General features: G+C 67.2%; 10 protein-coding genes. 6 read left to right on the top strand and 4 right to left on the bottom strand.

Annotated features, from left to right (window positions below; translation table 11 throughout):
* Nucleotides 1-135: 135 nt before the first annotated feature.
* Genes ASD71_RS13835 through ASD71_RS13820 form a run of 4 tightly spaced genes read left to right on the top strand, consistent with a single transcriptional unit; the run spans nucleotide 136 to nucleotide 4696 of the window.
* Nucleotides 136-858, top strand: a complete 723-nt coding sequence (locus tag ASD71_RS13835) for a FadR/GntR family transcriptional regulator (protein WP_056564688.1) — start codon at nucleotides 136-138, stop codon at nucleotides 856-858.
* Nucleotides 858-1895, top strand: a complete 1038-nt coding sequence (locus tag ASD71_RS13830; RefSeq protein ID WP_056566891.1) for an L-idonate 5-dehydrogenase — start codon at nucleotides 858-860, stop codon at nucleotides 1893-1895. The genes ASD71_RS13835 and ASD71_RS13830 overlap by 1 nt, the downstream gene beginning before the upstream one ends.
* A gap of 51 nt (nucleotides 1896-1946) precedes the next feature.
* A complete protein-coding gene (manD, locus tag ASD71_RS13825; protein ID WP_056564685.1) occupies nucleotides 1947-3158 on the top strand; it encodes a D-mannonate dehydratase ManD in 1212 nt (403 codons plus the stop codon).
* Nucleotides 3146-4696 carry a mannitol dehydrogenase family protein gene (locus ASD71_RS13820; RefSeq protein WP_056564682.1) on the top strand — a complete coding sequence of 517 codons (1551 nt, stop codon included), beginning with the start codon at nucleotides 3146-3148 and terminating at the stop codon, nucleotides 4694-4696. The genes manD and ASD71_RS13820 overlap by 13 nt, the downstream gene beginning before the upstream one ends.
* A gap of 1 nt (nucleotide 4697) precedes the next feature.
* Here ASD71_RS13820 and ASD71_RS13815 read toward each other — a convergent pair whose 3' ends face one another.
* Nucleotides 4698-5468, bottom strand: a complete 771-nt coding sequence (locus ASD71_RS13815) for a class I SAM-dependent methyltransferase (RefSeq protein WP_056564679.1) — start codon at nucleotides 5466-5468, stop codon at nucleotides 4698-4700.
* Nucleotides 5469-5615: 147 nt separating this feature from the next.
* On the opposite strand from ASD71_RS13815, the gene ASD71_RS13810 reads away from it, so the two are divergent.
* Nucleotides 5616-6440, top strand: coding sequence for a helix-turn-helix transcriptional regulator (locus ASD71_RS13810; RefSeq protein WP_056564676.1), 825 nt, complete (start codon nucleotides 5616-5618; stop codon nucleotides 6438-6440).
* A 24-nt stretch (nucleotides 6441-6464) separates the two neighbouring features.
* Here ASD71_RS13810 and mutY read toward each other — a convergent pair whose 3' ends face one another.
* Complete coding sequence (gene mutY, locus ASD71_RS13805; protein WP_056564673.1) at nucleotides 6465-7547, bottom strand: A/G-specific adenine glycosylase; 1083 nt, start codon at nucleotides 7545-7547, stop codon at nucleotides 6465-6467.
* Between the two features lie 229 nt (nucleotides 7548-7776).
* Here mutY and ASD71_RS13800 point away from each other — a divergent pair, with 229 nt between their 5' ends.
* Entirely contained in the window at nucleotides 7777-11391 is a 3615-nt protein-coding gene (locus ASD71_RS13800; protein WP_056564670.1) for an indolepyruvate ferredoxin oxidoreductase family protein, read from the top strand.
* A gap of 1357 nt (nucleotides 11392-12748) precedes the next feature.
* Here ASD71_RS13800 and glpK read toward each other — a convergent pair.
* Nucleotides 12749-14275: a glycerol kinase GlpK gene (gene glpK, locus ASD71_RS13795; RefSeq protein ID WP_056564667.1), complete on the bottom strand. Its 1527-nt coding sequence runs from the start codon at nucleotides 14273-14275 to the stop codon at nucleotides 12749-12751.
* On the bottom strand, nucleotides 14262-15716 hold the full coding sequence (locus tag ASD71_RS13790; protein ID WP_056564664.1) for a DHA2 family efflux MFS transporter permease subunit: 1455 nt from the start codon (nucleotides 15714-15716) through the stop codon (nucleotides 14262-14264). The genes glpK and ASD71_RS13790 overlap by 14 nt, the downstream gene beginning before the upstream one ends.
* Nucleotides 15717-15756: the final 40 nt, after the last annotated feature.

The raw sequence follows: 15756 nt of genomic DNA, 5'->3' as shown, positions 1-15756 counted from the left end.
CTGTCGGTCGATCCGTATCTATACAGGGGCGGCGCGGGGGCTGTCGAGGGGCCTGTTCCGCCGCGAGTAGTGGAAAACCACGATGGCGCAAATTGGTGGACCAAATACGATTTGGTCAGACCAATTTGAGGCGCCATGACGTTGCAATCGCTTTCCAAGCCCGAAGTCTCCGCCGGCCGCATCGCGCCAGACCGCGGCTATCTGCGGCTGGCCGCGCAGATCCACGCGCTGGTGGCGCAGGGCGAATTCGCCGCGGGCCAGCGCCTGCCCGCCGAGCGCGCGCTGGCCGAGCGCTTCGACGTCAGCCGCACGTCCGTGCGCGAGGCCATCATTGCGCTGGAATTGCAGGGCGTGGTGGAAGTGCGCGGCGGATCGGGCATCTATGTCTGCGAACCGGACGCGAACCGTCCGTCCGCGATGCCGGAGGCGGGCGCCGGCCCCTTTGAGCTGCTGCGCGCGCGCTGCCTGATCGAATCCGAGATCGCCGCGCTGGCGGCCACCACCCGCACCGACGCAGACCTGGACCGCATCTTCGAGGCGCTGACGGCCATGCGCGACCGGATGACGGACAAGGACGCCAACGCCGAGGCCGACCGCCGCTTTCACCTGTGCATTGCCCAATCCACCGGCAACAGCGTGCTGCTGGCGACGGTGACGTCGATGTGGGATCAGGCCCGGGGTCCGATCTGGGAAAAAATGGAGCAGCATTTCCATACGCAGGCCTTGCGCCTGGCGTCGCAGGCCGATCATCAGCGCATCTTCGGCGCGCTGGTGGCCCGCGACACGCAGGAAGCGCGGCAGGCGATGCGCGAGCACCTGGAACGGGTGATCGGTGAATTTGCACAGGGGTGGCGCTGATGCTGAACTGCATGATCCACGGGGCGCAGGACCTGCGCCTGGACTCTTCGGCGCCGCAGCCGCTCGGACCGTCGCAGGTGCGCGTCGGCGTCAAGGCTGTCGGCATCTGCGGATCGGACCTGCATTACTACCGGCACGGCCGGGTGGGCGATTTTGTCATCCGTGAACCGCTGACGCCGGGCCACGAGGCGTCCGGGCAGGTGCTGGAGGTGGGCGCGGACGTGACGGCGGTCAAGCCCGGCGACCGAGTCGCGCTGGATCCGGCGCGCACCTGCGGCGTGTGCCGCTATTGCCGGCAGGGCGATTCCAATCATTGCGAGTCGGTGCATTTCTTCGGCAGCGCCAGCCGCTTTCCGCACATGCAGGGCGCGATGCGTGAAGAGGTGGTGGTGGACGAGCGGCAATGCGTGCCGGTGCCGGATTCGCTGTCGTTTGAGCTGGCGGCCTTTGGCGAGCCGCTGGCGGTCGCCCTGCATGCCGTGCGCAGCGCGGGGTCGCTGCTGGGCAAGACGGCCATGGTGGTGGGGGCGGGCCCCATCGGCGCGCTGATTCTGATGGCGGCGCGCCTGGCGGGCGCCAGCCGGGTCATCGTGGTGGACATCGTGGACCAGACGCTGGCGGCGTGCGCGCGGGTGGGCGCGTCGCAAACCATCAATGCGGCCGCAGATCCGGCCGCGCTGGACGCGCTGGCCGCGGGCAAGGGCACGGTGGACGTGTGCTTCGAGGCGTCGGGCAGTTATACGGGACTGGCGAGCTGCCTGCGCGCGGCGCGTCCGCGGGGCGTCGTCGTGACGGTGGGAACGCTGTCCGGCAGCAGCGCGGACTGCCCCTTCAACCAGATCATGGTCAAGAGCCTGTCGTGCATCGGCAGCTTCCGCTTCGTGGACGAATACGCGATGGCCGTCGATTGCCTGGCCCGCGGCCTGGTGGACGTGTCGCCGCTGCTGACGGCCGCGGTGCCCGTCGCGCGTGTGCACGACGCCTTTGCGCTGGCGGGTGATCGCAACCAGGCGATGAAAGTGATGGTGATGTTCTGATCCTGCGGCCGCCTCGTGCGGCCGTCCCTTTCCTGTAGCCGGAAGTCCAAGATGAAGATTACGAATGCACGCGTGATTGTCTGTTCTCCGGGCCGCAACTTCGTGACCCTGAAGATCGAAACCGACCAGGGCCTGACGGGCATTGGCGATGCGACGCTGAACGGGCGCGAGCTGGCGGTGGCCGCCTATCTGACCGAGCACGTCATCCCCTGCCTGATCGGGCGCGATGCGCATCAGATCGAGGATATCTGGCAGTACCTGTACAAGGGCGCTTACTGGCGGCGCGGGCCGGTCACGATGACCGCCATCGCCGGCGTGGACACCGCGCTGTGGGACCTGAAGGCCAAGGCCGCCGGCCTGCCTCTGTACCAGTTGCTTGGCGGCAAGAGCCGCAGCGGCGTGATGGTCTACGGCCACGCCAACGGCTCGGACATCGAGCACACCGTGGACGAGGTGCTGCGCTACGCCGACATGGGCTATCGCGCCATCCGCGCGCAAAGCGGCGTGCCGGGATTGGAAAAGGTGTACGGCGTGGGGCGCGGCACGTTGTTCTACGAGCCCGCCGACGCGGACCTGCCCAGCGAGCACGACTGGTCCACCGAAAAATACCTGCGCCACGCGCCGCAATTGTTCGACCGCATCCGCGACAAGCTGGGCTTCGAACACCATCTGCTGCACGACGTGCACCACCGGCTGACGCCCATCGAGGCCGCGCGGCTGGGCAAGTCGCTGGAGCCCTACAGCCTCTTCTGGATGGAAGACGCCACGCCCGCCGAGAACCAGGAGGCCTTTCGGCTGATCCGCCAGCACACCACCACGCCGCTGGCGGTGGGCGAAGTCTTCAACACCATCTGGGACTGCAAAGACCTGGTGCAGAACCAGCTCATCGACTACATCCGCACCACGGTTGTTCACGCGGGCGGCATTACGCACCTGCGGCGCATTGCCGACATGGCGTCGCTCTATCAGGTGCGCACCGGCTGCCATGGCGCCACGGACCTGTCGCCGGTCTGCATGGGCGCTGCGCTGCACTTTGACCTATGGGTGCCGAATTTCGGCATCCAGGAATACATGCGGCACACCGATGAAACCGACGCCGTCTTCCCGCACGCCTATACGTTCGAGCAGGGCATGCTGTATCCGGGCGAAGCGCCGGGCCACGGCGTCGACATCGACGAGAAACTGGCGGCGCGATATCCGTATCAGCGCGCCTATCTGCCCGTGAACCGGCTGCAGCACGACGGCACGCTATGGAACTGGTAGCCGATGGCGGCCGGCTGAACGCGGCCTCGCTGCACGGCCTGCCCGCGCAGGTGGCGCGTCCGGGTTATGACCGGGACGCGCTCGGCATCGGCATCGTGCATCTGGGCCTGGGCGCCTTCGTGCGCGCGCATCTGGCGGCGGTGAACGACGCGGCGATGCGCGCCGGGGCCGGGCCGGACTGGGGCATTTGCGGCGTCTCGCTGCGCCATGCCGACACGCGCGATGCGTTGGCGCCGCAGGACGGCCTGTATGCGTTGGCCCTGCGCGATGCCGATGGCAGCGGGGCGTCGCGGCAACGCTTGCGGGTCATCGGCAGCCTGCTTGAAACGCGGGTGGCGCCCGAGGATCCGCAAGCCGTGCTGGCGCGTATCGCCACGCCCGGCACTCGTATCGTCAGCATCACGGTCACCGAGAAGGGCTATTGCCACGATCCCGCCAGCGGCAGGCTGAATCTGGATCATCCCGATATCGTGCATGACCTTGCAAACCCGGCGGCGCCGCGCGGCGTCATCGGGTTCGTGGTGCACGGGTTGCAGCGCCGCCGCGCGGCGGGCCTGCCGGCAGTCACCGTCATGTCGCTGGATAACCTGCCGGCCAATGGCCGCCTGCTGCGGGCGCTGGTGGTGACGTTCGCGGCGCGCGTCGATCCCGCGCTGGCGGACTGGATTGCGTCGGCGTGCACGTTTCCCTGCTCGATGGTCGATCGCATCGTGCCCCGCACGACGGACGCCGATCGGCGGGAGATCGCTGCGGCGCTGGGCGTGCGGGACGCCTGGCCGGTGGTGGCCGAGCCCTATCTGGAATGGGTCGTCGAAGACCGGTTCGCGGCGGGCCGGCCGGACTGGACGGCGGGCGGCGCGCGCTTCGTGGCGGACGCCGCGCCGTTCGAGACGCTGAAGCTGCGCATGGTCAACGGCGCGCATTCCGCGCTGGCGTATCTGTCGGTGTTGGCGGGGTGGTCCACCGTCGACGAGGCGATGGCGCAGTCCGGCATGCGGCGGTTCCTGGGCGAGCTGATGCGTCAGGAGATCGAACCGACGCTGCCGCCGCTGCCGGGCCTGGATGTTGAGAAGTACCGGCAGGGGCTATTGCTGCGATTCGCCAATCCGGCGCTCAGGCACCAGACGCGGCAGATCGCGATGGATGGCTCGCAGAAGCTGCCGCAGCGGCTGCTGGACACCGTGCGCGACCGGCTGGCGGCGGGTGCGCCGATCCCAGGTCTTGCGTTGGCGGTGGCTGGGTGGCTTCTTTTCCTGCGTGGTCAGGATGAGGCCGGGCGCGTCTACGAGATTCAGGATCCGATGGCCGACGCGCTGGCGCATCGGTATGAACAGGCCGAACAGGCGGCGCGGCAGGCGGGCGAGGGACCCGCCGCGATGCTGGCGTGGGCAGGCGTCATGACGGGGTTTGAGCCGGTGTTCGGTGACCTGGGTCAGGAGCCGCGGTTCGTGCGGGTGGTGGGCGTGGCTGCGCAGCTGTTGCGCAGCCTGGGTGTGGCGGGCGCCTTGTCCGCGATGTATCGGGCGTCGGCGGGCTGATTCAGCCCGGCTTTTTCACCACGATCGTCGCTGTGTCGCTCGTGAAGGAGGCATCCTCGCGCACCTCGAAATGCGCGCGCACGACGTCCGGCGCGATACCGAACATATGGCGCAGCGCCGCGACCAGCGTGTCGGGCGTGCGCATCCGCGTGACCCACGACTGGAATTCCAGCGGCAGGCGGCGCGGGGCCAGTTCCTGCAGCGTGAAGCCGGCCTCGGTCAGCATGCGGGTCCATTCGGCCACCGAGTAATCGCGCACGTGCGAGGTGTCGCGGAGCACTTCGATGGTCTGCAACCAGGTGTCGAGCAGCGGTTCACCCGGCGACACCACGTCGGCGAACACGGCGATGCCGCCCGGCTTGAGCACGCGGAAGGCTTCGCGCAGGCCGCGTCCGGCGTCTTGCCAGTGGTGCGTGGAATAGCGCGACATCACCAGGTCGAATTCGCCGTCGCCGAACGGCAGGTATTCGGCCTTGCCCTGACAGGTGACCAGATTGGCGAGCCCGCGCTTGGCGGCTTCGGCCGCGACCACGTCCAGCATCTGCTGCGACAAGTCGTAAGCGGTCACATGCGCGACCTTCGGCGCCACGTGAAAGCTCACGTGCCCGCCGCCACAGCCCAGGTCCAGCACGCGCGCGTCCGAATGCTGGCTGGCGATGGCGGCCATCTGCAGCAGGTCTTCGCCCTGGGCGTGGACGGCGCTGGTCAGGTAGGCGGCGGCGCGGGGGCTGAATTGGCGGTCGACGGCGGCGTCGTGAGAGCTGGCGGTCATGAGGGGTCCTTGTGTCGGGAAGGCTGTTGGATGCGGTCTGGATTGCTGCGGTTTTTGTTGCCGGGCATCCTTTCGGGATTGCGAAAGGATGCAGGCGCTAAGATAGGCGGGCTCGTATACACGTACAAGCCCATTACTCATCCTGGTATGACCACTTCCCCCCAGCCACTCACCTCCGGCCACGAAGGCTCTCATCTACGCCGCCACGCGTTGGGCGAATTCGTGCGCAGCGCGCGGTCGCGCATCACGCCGCAGATGGCTGGCCTGCCCGAGGGATCGCGCCGCCGCACGCCCGGCCTGCGGCGTGAAGAGGTGGCGCAGCTTTGCGGCATCAGCGTCACCTGGTACACGTGGATCGAGCAGGGGCGCGAGGTCTCGGTGTCGCCATCGGTGTGGTCGCGCATCGCGGGCGTGCTGCAACTGGCGCGGGCGGAACGCGCATACCTCTTCGACCTTGCCGATTGCGCCGACCCGCAGCACGCCCGCGACGACGCCGGCGGCACGCCGGGCCCACTGCAGGAATGCGTGAACGCGATCAATGCGCCGGCCTATGTGCTGGACCGCGCCTGGAACGTGCTGGCCTGTAACGCGCCGCTTGTCGACCTGTTCGACCACTGGCCCGAGCGCGACCCCGAGCCCAACCTTCTGCGCTACATCTTCCTGGACCCCGCCGCGCGCGAGCTGGTGGTCGACTGGGACCAACGCGCCCGCCGCGTGGTGGCCGAATTCCGCGCCGACGCCGGCGCGCACCTGGACGAACCCGCGGTGCTGGCACTGCTCGACAGCCTTAGCCGGCAAAGCGTGGTCTTCTCGCACTGGTGGACGCGGCACGCGGTGGTCGAACGCGAAGGCGGCCTGCGCGAATTCCAGCACCCGCAACGCGGCAAGCTGGCGTACCAGCAGATCACGTTCCGCCTGGCGACGCACCCGGATCTGAAACTGGTGATGCTGCTGAGCGGGGCGGGTGTCTGACACCGGTCAGACCTGCCCCAAACGCTACGCCGCGTTTTCCTCGCCGAACAGGCTGTCCTGCATCCCGGCATCCACCAGCCCTTGCAGCAGCTTCTTGACCGGCGCAGGCAGCGCCATCGTCCCCAGCTTGTCCGCCGGCACCCAGCGCTCCGGGAGCGCCGGTTCGCGCAGGGCGACCGCGCGTACCGGCACCAGCCACGGGCGGATGTGCAGGCGGTAATGCGTGAATGTGTGGGCGAAGGCAGCCAGTTCGAAGCGCTGCTCCGGTTCCAGCCCCAAAGCGCGTGATGCGCTGTCGGGGTCGCCTGCCGCGTCGAACTCCGGCAGGCTCCACAGCCCGCCCCAGATGCCCGGTTCGGGACGCTGCTGCAGCAGGAAAGCGCCCTTGTGCCGTAGCACCAACATACAGGTCTCGCGCTCGGGAATCGCCTTGCGCACCTTGGGCGTGGGCAGCTCTGCCTGACGCCCCTCGCGGCGGGCGACGCAGGTCTCTGCCACCGGGCATCTGTCGCAGGCGGGCTTGCCGCGCGTGCAAAGCGTGGCGCCCAGGTCCATCAACCCCTGCGTGTAGGCCGCCATGTCCAGTCCGGGCGCGGCATCCACCTGCGCATGCGCCAGCGCCCAGAGACGCTGCTCGACTTCACGCTTGGCGGGGTCGCCCGCAATGCCGAAGTGGCGTGTGAATACGCGCTTGACGTTGCCGTCCAGAATCGGCGAGCGCTCGCCGTTCGAGAACGCGGCAATGGCCGCAGCGGTCGACCGGCCGATACCCGGCAGCGTGGCGATGGCCTCGGCGGTGGGCGGAAAGCGGCCGTCCCAGTCGCGCACGATTTCCTGAGCGCAGCGGTGCAGGTTGCGGGCGCGGGCGTAGTAGCCCAGGCCGGCCCAGTACGGCATCACGTCTTCCTGCGAGGCGGCGGCCAGTGCCGCGACGTCCGGAAAGCGTTGCAGGAAACGCTCGTAATAGGGGATGACGGTCGCCACCTGCGTCTGCTGCAGCATGATTTCAGAAAGCCAGATCCGGTAGGGATCCCGGGTGTTCTGCCAGGGGAGATCGTGGCGGCCATGCTGGCGCTGCCAGGCGACGATGCGAGGGGCGAAGTCCATGCCGGCAATTATCGCATCGCCCTATTGCCCGCCTGGGAGCCAGGAGTTACAACCGAAAGGACTAACGCCAGCCGGCCCCGTTTTTTTCGGGCAGCGGGCGCGGCAAGCGCGATTCCGCCCGCAGAGGCGCGAACGCATCAGGACTTCACTTTCACGGCCCTTGTTGGCCCGCGTGCGTTCTGGCTAGAGGCGCGCGAAGCTGGTGGGGGCATCCGATGTTGGAGTAGACATGAATGCCCCCCTTACGCCCGCCGTCCGCGCGGCGCTTGAGTCCGTCCAGCTCGACGACAAATACACCCTGCAATCCGGCCGCGCGTGGATGAGCGGCATCCATGCGCTGGTGCGGCTGCCCATGATGCAGCGCGTGCGCGATGCGCAGGCGGGGCTGAACACGGCGGGATTCGTGTCGGGGTATCGGGGCTCGCCGCTGGGCGGCGTCGACCAGAACATGTGGAAGGCCGCCGCCCATCTGAAGGCGCATCACGTCGAATTCCAACCCGGCATCAACGAAGACCTGGCCGCCACGGCGGTGTGGGGCTCGCAGCAGGTGAACCTCTTTCCGGGCGCGAAGTACGACGGCGTGTTCGGCATGTGGTACGGCAAGGGACCGGGCGTGGACCGCTGCGGGGACGTCTTCAAGCATGCCAACGCGGCCGGAACCGCGCGCCACGGCGGCGTGCTGGTGGTGGCGGGCGACGACCACCCCGCCAAGTCCTCGACCCTGCCGCACCAGAGCGATCACATCCTGAAGGCCTGCATGATTCCTGCGCTGTTTCCCGCCAGCGTGCAGGAAGTGCTGGATTACGGCCTGCATGGCTGGGCGATGAGCCGCTACGCGGGCGTGTGGGTGGGCATGAAGTGCATCACCGACATCGTGGAGGTGTCGGCGTCGGTCGACGTGGACCCCCATCGCGTGCGCATCGTGCTGCCCGAGGATTTCCAACTGCCGCCGGACGGCCTGAACATCCGGCTGCCCGACACGCCGTTGCAGCAGGAGGCGCGGCTGCTGGACTACAAGCTGTACGCCGCGCTGGCCTATGCGCGCGCCAACGGGCTGAACCGCGAGCTCTGGGAGGTGCCGCAGCGCGATGCGCGCTTCGGCATCATGACGTCCGGCAAGGCGTATCTGGACACACGCCAGGCGTTGTCGGACCTGGGCCTGTCCGAAGACGTGTGCCGGCGTATCGGCCTGCGCCTATTCAAGGTGGGCATGGTGTGGCCGCTGGAGTCCGCCGGGACGCAGCGGTTCGCCGAAGGGCTGGACGAGATCCTGGTCGTGGAGGAAAAGCGCCAGGTGCTGGAGTATCAGCTGAAGGAGGAACTGTTCAGCTGGATCGGCAGCGGCAAGAAGATTCCACGCGTGGTGGGCAAGTTCGACGACAAGGACGGCGGCGAGTGGTCCGTGCCGCAAGGCAACTGGCTGCTGCCGGCGCACTACGAGTTCTCGCCCGCGATGGTCGCCAAGGCCATCGCGGCGCGCCTGTTGCGTTTCGCGTTGCCGGACGACGTGCGCGCCGGCATCGAGGCGCGGGTGGAATTCATCCGCGCGCGCGAAGCGGCGCTGGCGCGCCCGCGCGTGATCGAAGAACGCAAGCCCTGGTTCTGTTCGGGCTGTCCGCACAATACGTCGACACGCCTGCCGGAAGGTTCGCGCGGCATGGCGGGCATCGGCTGCCATTACATGGTGCGCTGGATGGACCGCAGCACCGACGTCTTCACGCAGATGGGCGGCGAGGGCGTGCCGTGGCTGGGGCAGGCGCCGTTCACCGAGGAAAAACACGTCTTCGCGAACCTGGGCGACGGGACCTACTTTCATTCGGGGCTGCTGGCGATCCGCGCGGCCGTGGCCGCCAAGGCGCCCATCACGTACAAGATCCTGTTCAACGACGCGGTGGCGATGACGGGCGGGCAGCCGGTGGACGGCCCCATCAGCGTGCCGATGATCACTCGCCAGGTGGCGGCCGAGGGCATCGAGAAGATCGTGGTGGTGACGGACGATCCCGGCAAGTACGTGGACGTGTCCGACCTGGCGCCGGGCGTGCCGGTTCGGCATCGCGACGAGCTGGACGCCGTGATGCGCGAGCTGCGCGAGCATCCCGGCGTGTCGGTGCTGATCTACGACCAGACCTGCGCGACTGAGAAGCGCCGCCGCCGCAAACGCAACGCCTATCCGGACCCGGCGCGTCGCGTGGTCATCAATGAACGCGTGTGCGAGGGCTGCGGCGATTGCTCGTCGAGGTCGAACTGTCTGTCGGTGGAACCGCTGGAGACGGAGTTCGGGCGCAAGCGCAAGATCAACCAGTCGAGCTGCAACAAGGACTTCTCCTGTCTGAAGGGCTTTTGCCCGAGTCTGGTGACGGTAGAGGGCGGCAAGCTGAAGAAGCCGCCTGCGCTGGCGCAATCGGGCGGCGTGCCGGACGAGGATGTGCCGGCGCCCCGTGTGCGTAGTCTGGATGTGCCTTATGGCATCTTCATCGCGGGGGTGGGCGGCACGGGCGTGGTGACGATCGGGCAGTTGCTGGGCATGGCGGCGCATCTGGAGGGCAAGGGCTGTTCGGTGCTGGACATGGCGGGGCTGGCGCAAAAGGGTGGCGCGGTGTTTTCGCACGTGGTGCTGGCGGGCACGCCGGATCATCTGCTGAACACGCGGGTGGCGATGGGCGAGGCAGATCTGCTGCTGGCGGGCGACTTGGTGGTGGCGACGAGCGCGGAGGCGATGGCTCGCGTGAGTCCGGGGCGCACGCACGTGCTGCTGAACAGCGACACGGCGCCGACCGCGGCGTTCGTGTCGAACCCGGGCTGGACATTGCCGGGCGCCAACCTGACGGCGGATCTGCAGAGCGCGTGCGGCAAGGACAACCTGGACGCGGTGGATGCGGCGGCGATGGCGGTGGTGCTGCTGGGCGATGCGATCTATTCGAATCCGCTGATGATGGGCTACGCGTTTCAAAAGGGCTGGATACCGCTGTCGCGCGCGGCGCTGTTGCGGGCGATCGAGCTGAACGGCCAGCAGGTGTCGAACAATCTTGCGGCCTTTGCGTGGGGACGGCGCGCGGCGCACGAGCCGGCGGCGGTGGCGCGCTTGATGGCCAATGGCGGGGTGCCGGCCGCGCAGCCGGAAGACATCATCGAAATCACGCGGCCGCGGGTGGCGAGTCCAGTGGTGGATCTAAAGAAGCCGGCGGGTGAATTGGCACAGATGGTGGCGGTGCGCAAGGCGTTCCTGACGCAGTATCAGAACGCTGACTATGCCAAACAGTACACGGATCTGGTGGACAAGGTGACGCACGCGGAGCGGGAGGCTACGGGCACGAGCCGGCTGACGGTGGCGGTGGCGCGGTATTACTTCAAGCTGATGGCTTACAAGGACGAGTACGAGGTGGCTCGGTTGTATTCGGATGGGGAGTTTTTAAAGCGGGTGGGCGAGCAGTTCGAGGGGGACTGGAAGCTGCGCTTTCATCTGGCGCCGCCGGTGTTGGCGCGGCGGGATAAGGATGGGCATCTGGTGAAGCGGTCTTATGGGCCGGGGATGCTGAAGGTGTTTCGGGTGCTGGCAAGGATGCGGTTCTTGCGGGGGTCTCGGTTTGATCCGTTCGGGTATACGAAGGAGCGGCGGGCGGAGCGGGAGTTGATCCGGGAGTATCGGGCGACGATGACGGCGATTCTGGGGAAGTTGAATCGCGGGAATCTGGATAAGGCGGTGGCGTTGGCTAGCGTACCCGAGGAGATTCGCGGGTATGGGCACGTGAAGGAGGCGTCGATGGTGCGGGCTGAGGCGATGCGGGAGGAGTTGTTGAAGGGGTTTACTGCGAGGGTGGTGGCGATTGGGGTTCGGGCGGCTTGATGATGCTTTATGGGTATTGCCGCAGGGTGAGTTCTTGAGACGACCAGTGCCGCGTGTTATTGCTCGAGAGTGAGTTCTTGAGGCGACCAGTGCCGCGTTTTTGCTCGAGAGTGAGTTCTTGAGGCGCGCGGTGTGGCGGTATTGCGGCGAGTTGAATTCTTGAGACGCCCGGCGCGTCGTGGGCCTGGGGTGGGTGGGGCTACGATTGCGGTCCGGAGCCTTCGCTCCGGACTGCCCCGTGCTCATCCTCGTTGCCGCCTGCGGCGGCTGCCTTCGGATTCCGCCGGGCGCATCTACACGCCCCGCCCACCCCAGGCCCACGCCGCACCGGGCTCTACTGTTGAATCTCTACGGGCGTTGGGGCGGATTGGGTTCTTGAGGTTCTTGCACGCATTCGTCTGGGAGAGAAGCAGCTTGCGATGCCCGTCACCGTTCGGCCGCGCGGGCGGCCTCCGGTGACTTACGCGGCGTCTTGCGTCGTGGCGATGACGCTTCGCGAGTGGCTGCTTCTGCTCCAGGTGTCTGACACCCTGGTGAGATTCGCTTCATGCGATGACGCTTCGCGAGTGGCTGCTTCTGCTCCAGGTGTCTGACACCCTGGTGAGATTCGCTTCATGCCTAGTGCGTCTCCCAAGGGTGTCAGACACCGGCAGCGGCAGACGCTCTCGCCAGGTTCAGGCACAGACGGCATTAACCGTCCATTGGACTCCAGTGCCCGATGGGCGGCAGCAATTCGGCCGCGCGGGCGGCTTCCGGTGACTTACGCGGTGTCTTACGTCGTGGCGATGACGCTTCGCGTGTGGCTGCTTCTGCCCCAGGTGTCTGACACCCTGGTGAGATTCGCTTCATTCCTAGTGCGTCTCCCAAGGGTGTCAGACACCGGCAGCGGCAGACGCTCTCCAAGGGTGTCAGACACCGGCAGCGGCCGACGCTCTCGCCAGGTTCAGGCACAGACGGCATTAACCGTCCATTGAACTCCAGTGCCCGATGGGCGGCAGCAATTCGGCGGCGCGGGCGGCTTCCGGTGACTTACGCGGCGTCTTGCGTCGTGGCGATGACGCTTCGCGAGTGGCTGCTTCTGCTCCAGGTGTCTGACACCCTGGTGAGATTCGCTTCATGCCTAGTGCGTCTCCCAAGGGTGTCAGACACCGNATTGGACTCCAGTGCCCGATGGGCGGCAGCAATTCGGCCGCGCGGGCGGCTTCCGGTGACTTACGCGGCGTCTTGCGTCGTGGCGATGACGCTTCGCGAGTGGCTGCTTCTGCTCCAGGTGTCTGACACCCTGGTGAGATTCGCTTCATGCCTAGTGCGTCTCCCAAGGGTGTCAGACACCGCCGGCAAGCCAATAACCGACGCCTTACTTCGTCACGCCAGCCGACCAGCCCTTCGACAACTCCACAGCCTGCCGCCACCGCTTCATCCGCGCATCCCGCACGGATTGGGGCCAGGAGGGCGTGAAGGTGCGTTCGGCCTGCCACTTCGATGCAAATTCTTCCTGACCCGACCAGAAGCCCACGGCCAAGCCAGCGAGGCCCGCTGCGCCGAGAGCAGTGGATTCGGGGACCCGCGGACGCACAACCGGAACGCCCAGAATGTCAGCCTGCATCTGCATCAGCAAATCGTTGCGGGCAGCGCCGCCATCGACGCGCAATTCCGTCAAAGCGATGCCGCTGTCCGCGTTCATGCACGTCAGCAGTTCGGCGCTTTGCAGGGCGATGGATTCCAGCGTGGCACGTGCGATGTGGGCGCGTGTGGTGCCGCGAGTCAGGCCAACAAGGGTGCCGCGCGCGTAGGGATCCCAGTGGGGGGCGCCCAGGCCGGCGAAGGCCGGGACCATGAACACGTCGTCGGTGTCCGAGACGCTGGCGGCCAGGGATTCGATTTCTTCTGAACGCTGGATGATGCCCAATCCGTCGCGCAGCCACTGGACCGCAGCGCCCGCCACGAAGACGCCGCCCTCCAGCATGTAGGTCGGTTTCCATTTGTCCTGGCCGGGTTGGGGCAGGCCCCAGCCGACGGTGGACAGCAGGTTGTTGCGCGATTCAACGGGCTTGTCGCCCACGTTCATCAGCATGAAGCAGCCGGTGCCGTAGGTGTTCTTGGCCATGCCGGGCGTGAAGCAGGCTTGGCCGAAGGTGGCGGCCTGCTGGTCGCCCGCCACGCCCGCGATGGGCACGGAGCCGCCCAGCCATTCGGGGAGAGCGTCGCCAACGATGGCGCTGCTGGGCGCGATCTGCGGCAGGACGCTGCGCGGGATGTTGAGCAGCGCCAGGATGTCGTCGTTCCAGTCCTGCGTGTGCAGGTCGAACAGCATCGTGCGCGAAGCGTTGCTGGGGTCGGTGCTGTGGACAGCGCCGCCGGTCAGTTGCCAGATCAGCCACGTGTCGACGGTGCCGAAGGCCAGTTCGCCGCGTTCGGCCAGGCGGCGTGCGCCGGGCACGTGGTCCAGCAGCCAGGCCAGCTTGGTGCCGGAAAAGTAGGCGTCGACGACCAGACCCGTGCGCGCCTGCAGGAAGTCGCCGTGGCCGTCCTGGCGGAGCTGGTCGCACATCGGGGCGGTGCGGCGGTCCTGCCAGACGATGGCGCGGGCCAGTGGACGGCCGGTCGAGCGTTCCCAGATGAGCGTGGTCTCGCGCTGGTTGGTGATGCCGATGGCGGCGATGTCGGCGGCTGCCGCGCCGGCGTTGCGCAGGGCTTCGCGGGCGACGTCGAGCTGGCTGTGCCAGATCTCGTTGGCATCGTGCTCGACCCAACCCGGACGCGGATAGTGCTGGCGGAATTCACGTTGGCCCACGCCGCGGACCACGCCGTCGCGGTCGAACACGATGGCTCGGGAGCTGGTCGTGCCCTGGTCCAGGGCTAGGACAAATTCATTCGTCGTCACTGTTTTTCGCGCCGTTCAGGTGAGCCCCGGCCAGCGGGTCGAGGCGTCTAAAGGAGAAAGTCGATGCCATGCACAGCAGGCCGATGACGATGAAGCCGGCAACTACGTCGCTGACGGCCAAGGTTTCGGCGCCGCGCAACGACATGCTGATGTTCAGCGTGACCGCGGCCACCCCGACGCCCAGCGTGATGCCCAGTTGCTGGGCCATGGCCGAAAAGCTGCTGGCGCGGCTCATCTTGGCGGGCGGGATGTCGGCATAGGTTAGCGTATTTACCCCCGTGAACTGCAACGACCGGAAGAAGCCGCCCACCAGCAGGATGGCGATCATCAGCCAGACGGGCGTGGCCGGGTTGAAGGCGCCGCAGACGATGATGAAACCGCCCGTCAGCACCGCGTTCAGGGTCAGCACGCGCCGAAAGCCGAAACGCTGGACGATGGGCGTGGCGACGAATTTCATCAGCAGCGCGCCGGCGGCGCTGGCGAAGGTGATGAGACCGGCCGAGAACGGCGAAAGCCCAAAGCCCACCTGCAGCAGCATGGCCAGGAGGAACGGCGTGGCGCCGACCGCGAAGCGGCACAAGTTGCCGCCCAGCGTGGAGATGGCGAAGGTGGGAATCCGCATCAGGGACAGGTCGATGATGGGATGTTCGGTGCGCCGCGCGTGCACCCCGTACAGCAGTCCGCACACGATGCCCACGGCGATGAGGCCGAGCAGCATGGGCAGCGGCATCACGTCGCGGCCGATGGCCTCGAAGCCGGTGACCAGCGTGGCCAGGCAGCCGGCGCTAAGCAGAAAGCCGACCCAGTCGAGCCGCGGCGTGCCGGTCTCGCGGATTTCCGTGACATACCGCAGCACCAGAAAAATGCCCAGGAACCCGATCGGGATGTTGATCAGGAAGATCCAGTGCCACGACATGTACGTGACCATGAAACCGCCCAGCGGCGGTCCGATCACCGGGCCAAGCAGCGCCGGGATCGACAGGAAGGACATGGCTTTCAGCAGATCCTGCTTGGGGACGGTGCGCAACAGGATGATCCGCCCCACGGGCACCATCATGGCGCCCGCCATGCCCTGGACGATCCGGGCCAGAACGAGCTGCGGCAGGTCCTGCGAAATGGCGCAGGCGACGGAGCTGAGGGTGAACAGGCCGATTGCGGTAATGAATACGCGCCGGGCGCCGTAGCGGTCGGCCGCCCAGCCGCTGATCGGCACGAAAACGGCGACTGCCAACAGGTACGAGGTGATGGCCACGTTGAGCCGCACCGGGGTGGATCCCAGGGCCCGGGCCATGGCGGGCAGGGCGGTCGCCACGACCGTGGCGTCCAGCATCTGCATGAACAGCGCGCACCCGACGATGAAGGGAATCATGCGCGCCGCGCGCACAGCATCCGGGGTTGAGGGGGGAGCGGGATTGGCTGCGGCGGCGGATTCTGCGGGCATGTCGGACGGCTGCGGTGGAAGCCTGACGATTGTAACGCCG

Source organism: Achromobacter sp. Root565 (genome assembly GCF_001427425.1).
Lineage (GTDB): Bacteria > Pseudomonadota > Gammaproteobacteria > Burkholderiales > Burkholderiaceae_B > Achromobacter > Achromobacter spanius_D.
This window is presented reverse-complemented; position numbering and strand designations above follow the sequence as displayed.

Bases quoted from the DNA above. Each gene is read 5' to 3' on its own strand.
- ASD71_RS13835 (WP_056564688.1), top strand. From the start codon at position 136: ATGACGTTGCAATCGCTTTCCAAGCCCGAAGTCTCCGCCGGCCGCATC.
- ASD71_RS13830 (WP_056566891.1), top strand. From the start codon at position 858: ATGCTGAACTGCATGATCCACGGGGCGCAGGACCTGCGCCTGGACTCT.
- manD (WP_056564685.1), top strand. From the start codon at position 1,947: ATGAAGATTACGAATGCACGCGTGATTGTCTGTTCTCCGGGCCGCAAC.
- ASD71_RS13820 (WP_056564682.1), top strand. From the start codon at position 3,146: ATGGAACTGGTAGCCGATGGCGGCCGGCTGAACGCGGCCTCGCTGCAC.
- ASD71_RS13815 (WP_056564679.1), bottom strand. From the start codon at position 5,468: ATGACCGCCAGCTCTCACGACGCCGCCGTCGACCGCCAATTCAGCCCC.
- ASD71_RS13810 (WP_056564676.1), top strand. From the start codon at position 5,616: ATGACCACTTCCCCCCAGCCACTCACCTCCGGCCACGAAGGCTCTCAT.
- mutY (WP_056564673.1), bottom strand. From the start codon at position 7,547: ATGGACTTCGCCCCTCGCATCGTCGCCTGGCAGCGCCAGCATGGCCGC.
- ASD71_RS13800 (WP_056564670.1), top strand. From the start codon at position 7,777: ATGAATGCCCCCCTTACGCCCGCCGTCCGCGCGGCGCTTGAGTCCGTC.
- ASD71_RS13790 (WP_056564664.1), bottom strand. From the start codon at position 15,716: ATGCCCGCAGAATCCGCCGCCGCAGCCAATCCCGCTCCCCCCTCAACC.